The organism is Stenotrophomonas sp. STEN225 (assembly GCF_056756445.1).
This window is the reverse complement of sequence record NZ_JBRRBV010000007.1, coordinates 177573-192103: the sequence shown is the minus strand read 5'-3', so window position 1 is coordinate 192103 and position 14531 is coordinate 177573. Positions and strand designations below refer to the sequence as shown.

Sequence of the window (14531 nt, the reverse complement as noted above, 5' to 3'; positions counted from 1 at the left end):
TTCAGTCGATGGTCGGAACATCGCGGAGTCGCCGGCGCGGTCGCGCGCCGGGGCCCGCTTCTGCCTTGCCTTACTCGAACAGTCGCTTGTCCTTGGCGTACTCGCGCGCCTGGTTGCGGGTGATCAGGCTGCGCTTGACCAGGTCCTGCAGGTGCTGGTCGAGCGTCATCATGCCCTGCTGCTGACCGGTCTGGATCGCCGAGTACATCTGCGCCACCTTGTCTTCGCGGATCAGATTGCGGATGGCCGGCGTGCCCACCATGATCTCCCACGCTGCGGTACGGCCGCCGCCCACCTTCTTCAACAGTGCCTGCGAGATCACCGCGCGCAGCGACTCGGACAGCATCGAGCGCACCATCGGCTTCTCGCCGGCCGGGAACACGTCGATGATGCGGTCGATGGTCTTGGCCGCCGAACTGGTGTGCAGGGTGCCGAACACCAGGTGGCCGGTCTCCGCGGCGGTCAGTGCCAGGCGGATGGTTTCCAGGTCGCGCAGTTCGCCGACCAGGATGATGTCCGGGTCTTCTCGCAGTGCCGAGCGCAGTGCCTCGTTGAAGCCATGCGTATCGCGGTGTACTTCGCGCTGGTTGATCAGGCACTTCTGCGAGGTGTGCACGAACTCGATCGGATCCTCGACGGTGAGGATGTGGCCGTATTCGCTCTTGTTGATGTAGTCGATCATCGCGGCCAGCGTGGTCGACTTGCCCGAACCGGTCGGGCCGGTCACCAGGATCAGGCCCTGCGGCTGCTGGATCAGTTCGCGGAAGATCGGCGGGCAGGCCAGATCCTCCAGCGTCAGCACCTCCGACGGAATGGTACGGAACACCGCGCCCGCACCCCGGTTCTGGTTGAACGCATTCACGCGGAAACGTGCCAGCGACGGGATCTCGAACGAGAAGTCCACTTCGAGGAATTCCTCGTAGTCGCGGCGCTGCTTGTCGGACATGATGTCGTACACCAGCGCATGGACCTGCTTGTGGTCCAGTGCCGGGATGTTGATGCGGCGAACGTCGCCGTCCACGCGGATCATCGGCGGCAGGCCTGCGGACAGGTGCAGGTCGGACGCTTTGTTCTTTACGGAAAACGCCAACAGCTCGGCGATATCCATGAGCGGCTACTCCCCAATAACGGCTTCGACTGGAAGGATCTTTCCCCGGGCGGCAGTATAGCCTCCTGATCGATTGGAACGCGTTACGTGGCCACTGCCCTGCCCCAGATCCTGAGCACCCTGCACGCTGCGGCCGAGGCCGCCGGACGTGCGCCGCCGCGCCTGCTGGCGGTCTCCAAGACCCAACCGGCCGAGGCCGTGGCCGCCCTTGCTGCACAGGGCCAGCGCGCCTTCGGCGAAAACTACGTGCAGGAGGCGCTGGCCAAGATGCAGGCGCTGCAGCATCTGGACCTGGAATGGCACCTGATCGGCCATCTGCAGTCCAACAAGGCCGAAGCGGTGGCCACGCATTTCGACTGGGTGCAGAGCGTGGACCGTCCCAAGCTGGTGACTGCGCTGGCCCGCCATCGACCGGCGGCGCGCGGAGCGCTGAACGTGCTGATCCAGGTCAACATCGATGATGAATCGAGCAAGCACGGCTGCGCGCCAGAGGACGTCCAGGCCCTGGCCGAGGCCATCGCCGCCGAGCCTGGCCTGCGCTTGCGGGGCCTGATGGCGATCCCGGCGCCGTGGCCGGAGGCGGAACGCCGCCGCGACGCATTCGTGCGCATGCGCACACTTTTCCAGACACTGGCCGACCGCTTCCCGCAGGTCGATACCCTTTCGATGGGCATGAGCAGCGACTACACCGAGGCCATCGCCGAAGGCGCCACCCTGGTGCGCATCGGCACCGCCCTGTTCGGCGCCCGTCCGCGGCCGGCCTGATATTCCGAGGAGACTTCCATGGCAGCAGATTCCATCACCTTCATCGGCGGCGGCAACATGGCGCGCAGCCTGATCGCCGGCCTGATCCGCCAGGGCGTGCCTGCCACGCGCATCCACGTGGCCGAGCCGGTCGCCGCCGTGCGCGATGCGCTTGCCAGCGACTTCGGCGTGCATACCCACGACAGCGCCAGCGCGGCCGCCGCGCAGGGCCAGACCTGGCTGCTGGCGGTCAAGCCACAGGTACTGCGCGGCGTCTGCCAGTCGCTGCAGCCGCTGGCGCAGGACAACCGACCGCTGGTGGTCTCGATCGCCGCGGGCATCACCAGCACGCAGCTGCAGCGCTGGCTGGGCGGCACGTTGCCGGTGGTGCGCGCGATGCCCAACACGCCCGCGCTGCTCGGTGCCGGCGTCACCGGCCTGTACGCAACACCGGCAGTGGATGCACCGCAGCGGGCCCAGGCCGAGCACCTGCTGGCCAGTGCCGGACGCACGGTATGGATCGACAGCGAGCCGTTGATGGATTCGGTCACCGCTGTCTCCGGCAGCGGTCCGGCCTATGTGTTCCTGCTCGCCGAAGCGATGGAAGCGGCAGGCATCGCCCAGGGTCTGCCCGCCGACGCCGCACGCACGCTGGTGGTGCAGACGCTGCTGGGCGCCTCGCGCATGCTCGATGAAGCGGGCGAAAGTCCCGCCGAGCTGCGCCGCCGCGTGACCTCGCCCAACGGCACCACCCAGGCTGCGATCGAAAGCTTCCAGGCCGGCGGCTTCGAGGCACTGGTGGATGCCGCGCTGCGCGCCGCACAGGTGCGCGGCCAGGAACTGTCAGCGGCAAACGACTGATTCCTTGGGGTCAGATCCCTCTGCCGGGGCAAAGGGATCTGACCCCATCTCCCCCGATGCTCATTGCCCCAACGTGGTCATGACGAAGTCGACGAAGCACTGCAGGCGCGGGCGCGGGCGACGGTCCGGCAGATAGATCAGGTGCATCGGCCGCGGCGCCGGCAGATGGTCGCGCAGCAGCGGTTTCAGCCGGCCCGCAGCGATCTCAGTGGCCAGCAGCGCCGTCGGTTGCAGAATCAATCCGGCACCCGCCACGGCAGCCTCGCGCAGCGCGAAGCCGTCATTGCTGGTGAGCCGTGCCTCCCAGTCCACATGCTCGCCACTGGCCAGCTGCCAACCGTGCCCGCCACGCCACGCCAGGTGGCTCAGGCAATCGTGCCCCTGCAGATCCGCGGGCGTCCGCGGCGTGCCTCGACGGCGAAGGTACGACGGCGCTGCGCACAGGCTCATCGCATAGGGGGGCAGCGGACGCGCCACGATGTCCGCCGAGGGCAGCGGACCGACCCGGATCGCCGCGTCGAAGCCGTCTTCGATCAGGTCCACCCGGCGATTGCTCAGATCCAGTTCGATGTTCAGCAGCGGCTGTGCACGCAGCAGTTCGGCCAACCGGGGCGCCAGCACGCAGCTGCCCCAGGTGGTGGGAGCACTGACCCGCAACACACCGCGCGGCTGCAGCTGCAGGCCGGCCACGTCCGCCTCGGCCTGCTGCACCTGTTCCAGCACCTGCCGGCAACCGGCCAGATAGGCGCTGCCCGCTTCGGTCAGGCGCTGCCGCCGCGTGTTCCGCTGCAACAGCGCGGTGCCGAGGTGGCTTTCCAGCTGCTGGATGTACTTGCCCACCATCACCGCAGACACCTGCAGGTGCTCGGCGGCAGCGGCGAAACTCCCGCGCTCGGCCACGGCGACGAAGGCCTGCATGCAGCGCAGCATGTCCATTGCTAAGTCCTGATTAGTAATCAGCGAATCATACGCGGCTTACCAAACCGCGTCGTCACGGCGCAGACTGCGCTTCATCTCCCCAAAGCAAGGAACCGTCATGAAGATTCTTCTCGTGGGCGCCACCGGCACGCTCGGCCAGGCCGTCGCGCGCCAGCTCGGCCAGCAGCACCAGATCCTGGACGCAGGGCGCAGCAGCGGCACGCTGCGCGTCGATCTGACCGACGATGCCAGTGTCAACGAACTGTTTGCCCGCACCGGCGCGGTCGATGCGGTGATTTCCACCGCAGGCAAACTGCATTTTGGTCCTCTACGTGAAATGACGCCCGAACGGTTCAACGTCGGCCTGCAGGACAAGCTGCTCGGTCAGGTACGGCTGGCACTGGCCGCCCAGCATCACCTCACCGCCGGTGGCTCGATCACCCTGACCAGCGGCATCGTCAGCGCCCAGCCGATCCGCGACGGCGTCAATGCAACCTCGGTGAACGCCGCGCTGGAAGGATTCGTGCGCGCAGCGGCCCTGGAGCTGCTGCCCCGCGGGCTGCGCATCAATGTCGTCAGCCCGAATGTGCTGGTCGAATCAATGGATGCCTACGCGCCCTACTTCCCCGGCTTTGAAGCGGTGACCGCCCAGCGCGCGGCACTGGCGTACCAGCGCGCGGTGGAAGGCATCCTGAGCGGTGAAACGATCACCGTCTGGTGATGCATGATCCAGCCTGGCGTGCCCTCCGATGTGCCGGGGCCTCAGCCCCAGCGCATCGGACCGTCACCCCGTTCCCCGAGGACATCGTCGGGGTTGGCCAGCCGGCAGCGCTTCAGTGACAGGCAGCCGCAACCGATGCACCCGGTCAGCTCGTCGCGCAGCAGCTGCAGCATGTGGATGCGCTCATCCAGCTCGGTCCGCCAGCGTGCGGACAGCGTGGCCCAGTCGGCCTTGGTCGGTGCCCTGCCCTGCGGCAGGCTTTCGAAAGCGCGCGCCACCGCCTCCAGCGGCATGCCCACGCGCTGTGCAACGCGTATCACCGCCAGCCGGCGCAGCACGTCGCGGCTGAAGCGGCGCTGGTTGCCCGAGGTACGCAGGCTGCTGATCAGGCCCTTGCGCTCATAGAAGTGCAGTGCGGATACGGCCACGCCGCTGCGCTGCGACACCTCACCCACACTCAGTTCCTGCGACACCATTGCTTGACCTCAACTATAGTTCAGGTGTCATGCTGCGGTCTTCGCCGCCGGATGACAAGCGCGGCCTCCCAGACTTTCCGCATGACCCCGACTCCACCTGCTGCCGACGCCGCCCCTACTGCCGAAACCTCCATCCTCTCCGCGCGCTATCGTGCGACCACCCTCGGCATGGTCGCCCTGGTTTCGCTGCACGCCTTCGAAGCGCTGGCGGTGGCCGCAGCCATGCCCACCGTCGCCGCCGCGCTTGACGGGCTTCGCCTGTACGCGCTGGCCTTCGGCGGAACCCTCGCCACCAGCGTCATCGGCATGACACTCGCTGGCCTCTGGGCCGACCGGCACGGGCCCGCGCGGCCGCTGTGGTGGGGCCTGGCGTGCTTCGTACTGGGCCTGCTGCTGGCCGGCCTGGCCACGCACATGGGGATACTGGTGGCCGGGCGGCTGCTGCAGGGCCTGGGCGCGGGCGCGATCTCGGTCTCGCTGTATGTGATGGTCGGCCGTACCTACCCCGAATCGCTGCGGCCGAAGGTGTTCGCAGCATTCTCCGCTGGCTGGGTGGTGCCGTCGATGATCGGCCCGGCTGCGAGCGGGCTCATCGTGCAGCACCTGGGCTGGCGGTGGGTGTTCCTGGCCGTGCCGCTGCTGGCGCTACCCGCTGCATTGCTGCTGCGACCTGCACTGTCACGCCTGCAGCCCTTGCCTGCGGGCGACAGCGGCAATCGCAGCCGGGTGGTGCGCTGGGCCAGCGGCGCGTCGCTGGCAGCGCTGCTGCTGTATCTCGGCGGGCAGCAGCAAGGGATGGCGGCAGTGCTGTGCATCGCTGTGGCGATGCTTGCGCTGCTGTTCTGCGTGCAGCGGCTGCTGCCTGCCGGCACCTTGCGCCTGCATCGCGGCCTGCCCAGTGTGATCGCCCTGCGCGGCATCGCCGCTGCGGCATTCTTCGCCTGCGAGGCCTACCTGCCACTGCTGCTGCAGCGCGAGCGCGGGCTGTCACCCAGCGGGGCCGGCGCGGTGTTGAGCCTGGGGGCATTGGGCTGGTTCGCCGGGTCGTGGCTGCAGGGCCACCAGCGCAATGGCTGGTCACGCCAGCAGCTGCTGCGCGCGGGAACGCCGCTGATGGCGATCGGTATCGCGGCCACGCTGGCGGTGCTGTTCCGCACGGTACCGCTGCCGGTGGCTCTGATCGGCTGGACGCTGACCGGCTTCGGCATGGGCATGATCTACGCCAGTCTTTCGGTACTGACCCTGTCCCTTTCGGCACCGCACGAACAGGGAGCCAACACCTCGGCGCTGCAGTTGAGCGAGGCGCTGGCGGTCACCACCGCACTGGCCGTCTCCGGCGCGCTGTTTGCCCTGTTCGTGGACGACAGGCCGCACATCGGCTACGTGCTGTGCCTGGCGATCACCCTGGGCCTGGCTCTGCTGTCCACGCTGATTGCACGCCGGGTGTAACGCCACCGGTTGATTCGGCCGGGCGTGGCCCGGCGATCAGTGCGGTCATGGCGTGGCCGCCGCGTCCACGTCATCGATGTCCCGGTGCAGGATGCGGCGCACCTCCAGCACGGCCTGCGGCGATTCCTGCACGCTGTGTCCGGAGATGATGACCTTCTCCGACAGCGCCCCCGGCAGGTGCGCGCTCCAATACGGCACCAGCCCATCGTCGGATTTCTCCAACGGCAGTTCCGGTTTGCGCTGGGCGATGATCGAGTGGTACTTCAGGCCCGCTTCGATCGGCAGCTGTGCGGCCGCCTTCACGAACGGATCGCTGGCCTTGAGGTTGTCGATGCTGTTGGGAATCTTCGGCTTGGCGGTGCCGTCAACCTGCTGCTCGGCCTGCGCCAGCGCCAGGAACACATCCTCGAATTTGCCCAGGATGGTCAGCGGCAGGCGCACCAGGCGGCCGATCAGGCGGCCAACCCTGTTGCCGGCGATGTCGGTGCCCTGATGCGGGGCGGCGATGAAGATCGCCCGTTCCACATTCGGCTGCGCCTTGAAGTGCAGCAGCGGGCCCAGCTTGTTCTGCACCCGCTTCAGTCGTTCACCCTTCAGGTCATAGTTGGCCAGCAGGTCGTTCCACAGCACATCGCCCGAGTCGCTCACCAGCAGGCGGGCCAGCACGCCGCCCATGCTGTGACCGATGTAGACCATGTCCTTCGATGCGCGCGTACTGCCATCCGGGTCGAAATGCTTCAGCGTGTCGTTGAATGCGGTAGCGATCTCATAGCGGTTCAGCGCGATCGGCGCGTTGGTCGGGTAATACACCTGCCACACCTGGAACTGCTGGCGCAGCTCGGGATCGCCCATGATCTCGTTGGCCAGGTTCACCCACGCTTCCGGGCTGCTGGCCAGGCCATGCAGCATGAAGATGATGCGGCGGTTCGGATCCCACGGCTGCATCAGGTAGATGTGCGGCTCACCGATACCCTCGCTCATGCCGAACAGCGTGCGCAGCGATTGCCGGGCGAAGCCACTCTGCGCCAGCCACAGGCCGTAGGCGGCAGTGAAGTTGCCGGCCAGCGGCACCTGCTCGCCGTGCAGGGTGATGCGCTCGGTCGCTTCGGGCGAATAGGCGTCCAGCTCGACCCGGCGGGTACGCATCACGTCCTCCAGCGTGCTGCCCTCGAAGCGCAGCAGCGCGGTGATGTTGATCGAGGACATCTCGCTGAACTCCGGCACCGCATCATCATGGCGATGGCGGCGACCACGACGCGCATCGCTGTCGTCGTCCTGCCCGCCGTCCGCCTTCGGGCCATCTGCGGAGACCGCCGGAGCAACCAGCTTCGGCGGGTCCATCACCATCACCAGCTCCGCACCGAAACCGTCGCGTCGATAGGTACTGCGCAGGCCGACGAAGCTGACCGTGCCAGCGGGTACCAGCTGCGCCGGAATGCTCTTCAGGGCCAGCTGCTGGTAGTTGGAGGCCAGCGACCAGCTGCCGACCGTGATCGGCTTCGTATAGTCCTCGCCGGCGAGCGCGGCGGCGCGCGCCCGCACGAACAGAACCACCGCCGCCTTCTCGGCTGCATAGTTGTAGTAGTCGCGCACCTGCGTCTGCCGGTCCTCGAACGCCCGATCGGACGGCGAACGGCCGCTGTAGAACAGGTAGGCGTAGGCATAGCGCGCCGCTTCCAGCCATGCGTCCAGTGCGGCATCGCTCATCGGTGGATCGCCCGCCGCCGTCTTCTTCGGGGTCAGCGCCAGCGCTGCCTTCACCCACAGCTCCGACAACGCGGACAGCCGCTGTTCGACGTTGAGATCGTCGGTCATCAACAGCGTGCTGCGACAGACCACGAAGTCCTTCTCGCACTGCGACTCATCCAGCCCGGCTGCACTCAGCGTTTCCCGGGCCGCCGGGCTGAGCCTGCCGGTGTTGAGCACATCGGCACGCTTGTTGACCAGCGAGTCACTGGATTTCACCTGCTTGACGGTGACCATCGCGCAGCCGCTGCCGGCCAGCAGCATGAAGATCGCCAGCGACGCCGGCAGCACGCGCTGCCAGCGGGAAAGTATGGACATGAGCATCACTGCGGGTCCTGCTCGGTGCCGGGCACGCCCTGGCGGATCACGGTGGAAAAGTTGCCGCCGTCACCCAGGTCCAGCGCGCGCTGGGTGATCCGGCCCTTGGCATGCAGCACTGCGTACGGCACCCCCGGCGTCAATGCCCCGACCTCCTGCGCGTACTCGGCCAGATAGCCGGACAGCAGCAGGCGGTAGTCCAGCGGCAACCGCGGCGCGATATGCCTGGCCAGATCGAAGACGATGGTGGTGCAGTTGCTGGTCAGCGTGTTGTAGAAGCCGGGCTTTGCATCCAGCTCGCGTGCCTGCGCGATGTAGGCGGCGAACAGTTCCTTCAACTGTGCGCGGCCCATGCCATGCAGGCGGTACAGATAGACATCCTCGCCACGCGCGTTGGTACGCGTGCGGATGATGTCGGTCTCTTCGGAGGCCACCAGGGTCATCTCGAACTTGCGGAAGAATCCCCCCAGTGCCGAGAACGATTCCCCGCGTTCCTTGCGGATCTCCAGCGAGAACACGACATGGCGGCCATCGTCGAAGCCGAACGAGATCAGGGTGTGGGCGATCGCCGGCCCCATCCAGTACGAAAGCACCAGGTCGGCCGAACGCAGCTGGTCCAGGTCGTACGTGCGGCGCACCCAGCGCGCGTCATAGTCGGTTTCGCTGCGCCAGGTGAAATCGCGCACGTTGTCCAGCACCACATGCCGCCCATCGAAGGAGACCACGTGCAGGCGTTGCGCTACGTCATCGGCCCAGACGCGATCCTGGCGCGGGGTCAGCAGCATCCACCACCCCAGCGCCAGGGCCAGCGCCACGCCGAAGGCCATGCCGAGCCGTCGCGTGCCATGGCCACGGGCAACCCGCCAGGACGCCCACAGGGCGGACAGCACCCACAGTACCGCCACGGCCGACGCCAGCCAGCCCGGCCCCGGCAGCTGATAGAGCAGCAGGCCAGCCACCCACAGTGCCAGCAGTGTCATCACACTTCCTGTCATCCAACGTCCTGCGGCTTTCACTGGCGTCCTGTCGTGGTCCCGGGGGCGCATAGTTAGCCACAAGCGGGTTCGCCCTGGCATCTACGGCCCGTTCAGGCTGCTGGGTGCACCGTCTGCAACGCGGTTTTCCACATACCGTTCCCTCTTCCAGGAGCATCGATGGGCATTACCTCCGTGGCCGGTGTTGCGGTCCAACCCCAGCACAGCGCCCGCTGTCATTGCGGTACGGTCGAACTGCTGCTGGACCTGCCGGACGGCATCGTCGACCCGCGCCGCTGCGACTGTTCGATGTGCCGCCGCCGCGGCGCCATCGCCGCCAGCGTCGCCCTCGCAGGGCTGCAGGTGGTACGAGGGCGGGACCATCTGCGGCTGTACCAGTTCAACACGCATGTGGCCGAGCACTACTTCTGCGATGTGTGCGGCATCTACACCCACCACCGTCGGCGTTCCAACCCCGACCAGTACGGCTACAACGTCGCCTGCCTGGAGGGCATCGATCCCTTCGCGCTGGGCGTGATCCCGGTCAGCGATGGCGTGAACCATCCGGCCGACCGCCTGGCCTAGTGCCGGGTACGGCGTGTCGGCGCGGTGACCTTCTGCCAGGGCGCCATGCCGCTGCGGCCGGCCCGCGCGGGGCGTTTGCGCCAGGGCCGGCGTGGCGCGGACTCTGCTTGAACGGGGCGCGGCGGAGGCGCGGGCCGGCGTGCAGTCCAGAGATGATCAAGCAGCCACATGGTCGGTCTCCGTGGGGGCGGGGACGATCAAGCGTGGACGCTGGCCTGCATAGCCGGCGTGAGGCATCGACGACACCACGATGACAGGCGGCGAAGCCCTGCGCGCGCACCACGCCGCAGCCGCATCGCGGACTGGGCGGCACCTCTTGACGCCTGCGCTACAGTGACAATTCCCCTCCTGCTGCAGGTCGCCTCCGGATGCCTTCGTTCTCCGATCCCCAGGCTGCGGCCCGCTATCACGAGGGACCGCTGCGGCAGGTACCTGGATTCCTCGGTCTGCAACAGATGGCCCACCTGCTGCTGGCCGAGCACGTGCCCGAGCACGGCCACGTGCTGGTGCTCGGCGCCGGTGGCGGCCTCGAGCTGAAGGCCTTCGCTGACGCCCACCCGCACTGGCGCATGCTCGGAGTCGATCCGGCCGGCCCGATGCTGGCGCTGGCCCGCGAAACGCTCGGCACACGGATGAACCACGTGGAGCTGCTGGAGGGCTACATCGAGGATGCCCCGGCCACGATCTTCGATGGCGCCAGCTGCCTGCTGACCCTGCACTTCCTCGATATCGACCAGCGCCGGCATACCCTGCGCGAACTGCGCAGGCGGCTGCGTCCGGGCGCGCCATTGGTGGTGGCCCACCACAGCGTCCCGCAGGAGCCGGAGGCGAAGCTGCGCTGGTTGAGGCGCTATGCGGCCTTCGGCGAGGCTTCCGGCATTGCCCGTGCGGATGCACAGCGCGCGATCACCGCCATCGCCGAGCGCCTGCCGCTGCTGTCACCGGAACAGGAGGTGGAGGTGCTGCAGGAGGCAGGCTTCCAGGACATCGAGCTGTTCTACGCCGGATTCACCTTCAAGGGCTGGGTCGCCTACGCGGCCTGATGAACCTGCAGAGCCGGCGCTCGCCCGGCCGGCCCCCGCACCTCGCACTTTTCCAGGGCCGCCCGGGAGAAGGGGCTCCCGTGCGTCGACCCGGAATGCACGTTATTGCATGTTCATGCACGAATATGCACACTTATCCCATGAACGCCGATTCCAGCCCCCTCCCCGCCGAACGTACCCGGCAGATCCTCGAGGAACTGCGCCAGCAGGGCCGCGTGATCGCCGCGGAACTGGCGCGTCGTTATGCGGTTTCCGAAGATTCGATCCGCCGCGACCTGCGTGAACTGGCCGCCCAAGGCCTGTGCCAGCGCGTGTACGGCGGCGCCGTGCTGCCGCCGCCGAAGGAGCGCCCGCTGCGCGAGCGCCTGACCCGCGATCGTGGCGACAAGGCCGAACTGGCCGCGCGCGTCTGTGCCCTGCTGCAACCTGGGCAGGTGGTGCTGCTCGATGCCGGTTCGACCAACCTGGCCATCGCCCAGCAGTTGCCGCCCGAACTGGCACTGACGGTGATTACCAACGCGCCGCAGATCGCCACCGCCGCCAGTGTGCATGAAGGCACTTCCGTGCAGCTGATCGGCGGCCGCCTGGCCAGCGGCGGCGGCGCGGTCGGTGCTGAAGCACTGGCCCAGGTGCAGCGCCTGCGCGCCGACGTGTACCTGCCCGGCCCGTGCGCGGTGGACGGCGACACTGGTGTGTGGGCGATGGATGCCGAAGAAGCCACCTTGAAGCGCGCCATGGTGGCCTGCAGCAGCCGCGTCATTGTCGCCGCCACCACCGAAAAACTCGGTGCCCGTGGCCACTGGCAGATCGCCGGCCTCGACGAGATCGACGACCTGGTGCTGACCACATCAGCCCCGCCCGCACTGGCAGCGCGCTTCCTCGCTGCCGGTATTGCGGTGCACCCCACCCCGCCCTGACCGAACCGCCCATGTCCGTTGCCTACCGCGCGCGTGCCGAACAGCACGCGACCCGCGCTGCATTCTTCATTCCCGGTTTCGCCACGGCACTGTGGGCGACGCTGGTACCGTTCGCCAAGGCACGCGCGGACCTCAACGACGCCACGCTCGGCGTGGTGCTGCTCTGCCTGGGTGCCGGTTCGCTGCTGGCGATGCCAGTGGCGGGCGTTCTGGCCGCGCGGCTGGGCTGCCGCCGGGTGATGGTGGCCAGTACGCTGTTGATCTGCCTCACCGTGCCGGGCCTGGCCCTGGCCGGTTCAGCGTGGCTGCTGGGCCTGGTGCTGTTCGTGTTCGGTGCCGCGGTAGGCGCGATGGACTGCACGATGAACGTGCAGGCCGTGGTGGTCGAGCGCGAAGCGCGACGTGTAATGATGTCCGGCTTCCACGCCTTCTTCAGCATCGGCGGCTTCCTGGGCGCGGCAATGATGACCGTGCTGCTGTCCCTGCAGCTGCCACCGCTGGCATCGGTGCTGATCGGCGTGGCCGCGATGCTGCTGGCGATGCTGCTGTCGGCGTCGTACTGGCACCGCGAGCGCATGCCGCACGACACCCCGATGCTGGCCATGCCGCACGGCATCGTGCTGTTCATCGGCGTGCTGGCCTTCGTCGCGTTCCTCGGCGAAGGCGCGATGCTGGACTGGAGCGCGGTCTTTCTCAGTGACGTGCGCAGCGTCGATGCGCGCATGGCTGGCATCGGCTATGTGATCTTCACCCTGACCATGACCGTGGCCCGCCTGCTCGGCGATGCACTGGTGGCGCGGGTGGGACGCGAACGCGCCATCGTGTTCGGTGGCCTGCTCGCGGCCAGTGGCGTGCTGGTGCTGACGCTTGTCACGCCCTGGCAGGTCTCACTGGCCGGTTATGTGCTGGTCGGCCTCGGCTGCGCCAACATCGCGCCGGCGCTGTTCTCGCTGGCCGGCCACCAGACCCGCATGCCCGGCGCGCTGGCGATCACCGCCGTGTCCACGCTGGGCTTTGCCGGCATTCTTGCCGGCCCGGCACTCATCGGCTTCGCCGCCAATCATTTCGGCCTGATCGCTGCATTCATCGGTGTGGCCATTGCGCTGCTGCTGGTGGCGGTGTCCACGCGCTGGCTGCGGGTGTAGCGCGCGGCATCAACGGCGCCGACGCCGGACCTTCATCCGCAATCGTCGATAACCGATCACCGTAGCCGTCGCGCACAGCGCGGTGCCGGCGGTGCTCAACAGCAGCAGCACGCCCAGCCGGGCCGTCTCCTGCCGCAGCATTGCCGGCAGGTCCCAGCTGTGCAGGAAGTAGAACAGCCAGCGCCCGACGCGCTCACGATGCCCCAGGGTCAGCAGTGGATCGCCGCTGGCCAGATCGAAGTAGACGCGCGTCGCCTCGGCATCACCGAAGTCCGCCACCGCCACCGGGAAGCGGCGCACCGCCGCGCCGTTCATCGCCTCCGGCGCACGTGGATAGAAATAGGCATCCGCTGCATGCAGCAGCGCGAACCGATGCATCGGCGCGGCAGACATCGCCTGCGCCTTCTGCTGCAGCCATGCCACCGGCAGCAGCTGCATCATCCGAAGATGCCCTTCGCCTGCGGATACGATGCGCGTATCGCCCTGCCCGTCCAGCAGCAGCGCGAACAGCTCACCGCCGATGCGCCGCCACTGGATCTCCACCGGCATGAACAGCCCATCATGGGCCGCAGCCAGCAGCGCTGCCGGTTCGCCCAGTGCGCCGTTCACTGCCACCGCATCGCCGCGATACTGCGCCGTGTCGATCGCCGCGCGCGTACTGCTGAACACGCCCAGCGGATTCATCGACATCAGCCCGCTGAAGATCCAGGTGAACACGAACGCCGCAGCCGCCAGACCGATCAGATGATGCCAGCGCATCCACGGCTCGACGTACGGCGTCTTCGCACCGGAACGATAGTGGCCACGGAGGCGCCAGCGCCACACCCCCACCACGATGCCGCTCACCGCCGCCACCGTGCACAGTGCGGACAACACGATCACCACCCACGTCCACACCGGGTCCACCGATTGCATGCGTAGGAAGTACAGCCAGTGCAGCCAAGCGCCCACATAGTTCCAGCGCTGCTGCACATGCGGTGCATCCAGCACCACCTCGCCGGTGCGAGAAGACACATAGAGGTCACCCGGCCGCGCACCGCCCACCTCGACCCGGTACAGCGGCCGATGCGCATCGAGCGCACGCGAATGCGTCCAGCGGTCCTCATCCACGCGCATCGCACCCACGAATGCCGGGCCGCCGGCAAACTGCGCCGCCGAAGCTTCGGCGCGCTGTGCCGATACCGGCAGCAGGACCTGCCCGGTACGCGCCGACCAGGCTCCCACGTGGCTGCCACTACGCACCACATAGGCGGGCTCGCCGCGCAGCGTGGTCAGCGCCACGCTTTCCGGCTCAGCCTGCACGGCCGCTGGCAACGCCGACAGTCCCAGCAGCCCATGCGCGTCGCCCAGCACCGGCAACGCCGCCAGCCGCTCGCCGGGCGTCAGCTTCGGGTAGCCGACGAACAGCATCACCATGCCACTGACGAACCACAGCAGCATCAACAGGCATCCACCGATGCCCAGCCAGCGGTGCACCAGGTAGGTCCAGCGCTTGGCAGTGGATCGCAGCGACATGGCGTGCGTCC

General features: G+C 67.8%; 14 protein-coding genes. 8 read left to right on the top strand and 6 right to left on the bottom strand.

Annotated elements, in window-relative coordinates:
• Positions 1 to 70 precede the first annotated feature (70 nt).
• Positions 71 to 1108, bottom strand: a complete 1038-nt coding sequence (locus ACVOJ1_RS09670; protein ID WP_053519259.1) for a type IV pilus twitching motility protein PilT — start codon at positions 1106 to 1108, stop codon at positions 71 to 73.
• A gap of 87 nt (positions 1109 to 1195) precedes the next feature.
• On the opposite strand from ACVOJ1_RS09670, the gene ACVOJ1_RS09665 reads away from it, so the two are divergent.
• Positions 1196 to 1873, top strand: coding sequence for a YggS family pyridoxal phosphate-dependent enzyme (locus tag ACVOJ1_RS09665; protein ID WP_128989763.1), 678 nt, complete (start codon positions 1196 to 1198; stop codon positions 1871 to 1873).
• A gap of 18 nt (positions 1874 to 1891) precedes the next feature.
• A complete protein-coding gene (gene proC, locus ACVOJ1_RS09660) occupies positions 1892 to 2713 on the top strand; it encodes a pyrroline-5-carboxylate reductase (protein ID WP_346480363.1) in 822 nt (273 codons plus the stop codon).
• Positions 2714 to 2773: 60 nt separating this feature from the next.
• Here proC and ACVOJ1_RS09655 read toward each other — a convergent pair whose 3' ends face one another.
• Entirely contained in the window at positions 2774 to 3649 is an 876-nt protein-coding gene (locus tag ACVOJ1_RS09655) for a LysR family transcriptional regulator (protein ID WP_111187135.1), read from the bottom strand.
• A 100-nt stretch (positions 3650 to 3749) separates the two neighbouring features.
• On the opposite strand from ACVOJ1_RS09655, the gene ACVOJ1_RS09650 reads away from it, so the two are divergent.
• Complete coding sequence (locus ACVOJ1_RS09650) at positions 3750 to 4352, top strand: short chain dehydrogenase (protein ID WP_065175971.1); 603 nt, start codon at positions 3750 to 3752, stop codon at positions 4350 to 4352.
• 41 nt (positions 4353 to 4393) lie between these two features.
• Here ACVOJ1_RS09650 and soxR read toward each other — a convergent pair whose 3' ends face one another.
• Positions 4394 to 4828 carry a redox-sensitive transcriptional activator SoxR gene (soxR, locus tag ACVOJ1_RS09645; protein ID WP_253118890.1) on the bottom strand — a complete coding sequence of 145 codons (435 nt, stop codon included), beginning with the start codon at positions 4826 to 4828 and terminating at the stop codon, positions 4394 to 4396.
• 81 nt (positions 4829 to 4909) lie between these two features.
• Between soxR and ACVOJ1_RS09640 the strand changes: the two genes are divergently transcribed.
• Entirely contained in the window at positions 4910 to 6277 is a 1368-nt protein-coding gene (locus ACVOJ1_RS09640; protein ID WP_346480362.1) for an MFS transporter, read from the top strand.
• 45 nt (positions 6278 to 6322) lie between these two features.
• On the opposite strand, the gene ACVOJ1_RS09635 is transcribed toward ACVOJ1_RS09640, so the two are convergent.
• Positions 6323 to 8347: an esterase/lipase family protein gene (locus ACVOJ1_RS09635; protein ID WP_346480361.1), complete on the bottom strand. Its 2025-nt coding sequence runs from the start codon at positions 8345 to 8347 to the stop codon at positions 6323 to 6325.
• Positions 8347 to 9321 carry an Lnb N-terminal periplasmic domain-containing protein gene (locus tag ACVOJ1_RS09630; protein ID WP_346480360.1) on the bottom strand — a complete coding sequence of 325 codons (975 nt, stop codon included), beginning with the start codon at positions 9319 to 9321 and terminating at the stop codon, positions 8347 to 8349. Before ACVOJ1_RS09630 ends, ACVOJ1_RS09635 begins: the two co-directional genes overlap by 1 nt.
• 174 nt (positions 9322 to 9495) lie before the next feature.
• Between ACVOJ1_RS09630 and ACVOJ1_RS09625 the strand changes: the two genes are divergently transcribed.
• The 4 genes from ACVOJ1_RS09625 to ACVOJ1_RS09610 all read left to right on the top strand — a co-directional run bounded on the left by ACVOJ1_RS09625 (position 9496) and on the right by ACVOJ1_RS09610 (position 13005).
• The gene (locus tag ACVOJ1_RS09625; RefSeq protein ID WP_111187139.1) at positions 9496 to 9900 is read left to right on the top strand and encodes a GFA family protein; all 405 of its coding nucleotides are present in this window, start codon (positions 9496 to 9498) and stop codon (positions 9898 to 9900) included.
• Positions 9901 to 10268: 368 nt separating this feature from the next.
• The gene (locus ACVOJ1_RS09620; RefSeq protein ID WP_111187140.1) at positions 10269 to 10943 is read left to right on the top strand and encodes a class I SAM-dependent methyltransferase; all 675 of its coding nucleotides are present in this window, start codon (positions 10269 to 10271) and stop codon (positions 10941 to 10943) included.
• Between the two features lie 140 nt (positions 10944 to 11083).
• The gene (locus tag ACVOJ1_RS09615; protein WP_065175969.1) at positions 11084 to 11860 is read left to right on the top strand and encodes a DeoR/GlpR family DNA-binding transcription regulator; all 777 of its coding nucleotides are present in this window, start codon (positions 11084 to 11086) and stop codon (positions 11858 to 11860) included.
• A gap of 11 nt (positions 11861 to 11871) precedes the next feature.
• On the top strand, positions 11872 to 13005 hold the full coding sequence (locus tag ACVOJ1_RS09610; protein ID WP_197572159.1) for an MFS transporter: 1134 nt from the start codon (positions 11872 to 11874) through the stop codon (positions 13003 to 13005).
• A gap of 9 nt (positions 13006 to 13014) precedes the next feature.
• On the opposite strand, the gene ACVOJ1_RS09605 is transcribed toward ACVOJ1_RS09610, so the two are convergent.
• Complete coding sequence (locus ACVOJ1_RS09605) at positions 13015 to 14520, bottom strand: PepSY domain-containing protein (protein WP_128989779.1); 1506 nt, start codon at positions 14518 to 14520, stop codon at positions 13015 to 13017.
• Positions 14521 to 14531: the final 11 nt, after the last annotated feature.

Coding starts and splice junctions, on each gene's coding strand:
- ACVOJ1_RS09670 (WP_053519259.1), bottom strand. CDS start 1,108: ATGGATATCGCCGAGCTGTTGGCGTTTTCCGTAAAGAACAAAGCGTCC.
- ACVOJ1_RS09650 (WP_065175971.1), top strand. CDS start 3,750: ATGAAGATTCTTCTCGTGGGCGCCACCGGCACGCTCGGCCAGGCCGTC.
- ACVOJ1_RS09625 (WP_111187139.1), top strand. CDS start 9,496: ATGGGCATTACCTCCGTGGCCGGTGTTGCGGTCCAACCCCAGCACAGC.
- ACVOJ1_RS09655 (WP_111187135.1), bottom strand. CDS start 3,649: ATGGACATGCTGCGCTGCATGCAGGCCTTCGTCGCCGTGGCCGAGCGC.
- ACVOJ1_RS09610 (WP_197572159.1), top strand. CDS start 11,872: ATGTCCGTTGCCTACCGCGCGCGTGCCGAACAGCACGCGACCCGCGCT.
- proC (WP_346480363.1), top strand. CDS start 1,892: ATGGCAGCAGATTCCATCACCTTCATCGGCGGCGGCAACATGGCGCGC.
- ACVOJ1_RS09630 (WP_346480360.1), bottom strand. CDS start 9,321: ATGACACTGCTGGCACTGTGGGTGGCTGGCCTGCTGCTCTATCAGCTG.
- ACVOJ1_RS09605 (WP_128989779.1), bottom strand. CDS start 14,520: ATGTCGCTGCGATCCACTGCCAAGCGCTGGACCTACCTGGTGCACCGC.
- ACVOJ1_RS09620 (WP_111187140.1), top strand. CDS start 10,269: ATGCCTTCGTTCTCCGATCCCCAGGCTGCGGCCCGCTATCACGAGGGA.
- soxR (WP_253118890.1), bottom strand. CDS start 4,828: ATGGTGTCGCAGGAACTGAGTGTGGGTGAGGTGTCGCAGCGCAGCGGC.
- ACVOJ1_RS09615 (WP_065175969.1), top strand. CDS start 11,084: ATGAACGCCGATTCCAGCCCCCTCCCCGCCGAACGTACCCGGCAGATC.
- ACVOJ1_RS09640 (WP_346480362.1), top strand. CDS start 4,910: ATGACCCCGACTCCACCTGCTGCCGACGCCGCCCCTACTGCCGAAACC.
- ACVOJ1_RS09635 (WP_346480361.1), bottom strand. CDS start 8,347: ATGCTCATGTCCATACTTTCCCGCTGGCAGCGCGTGCTGCCGGCGTCG.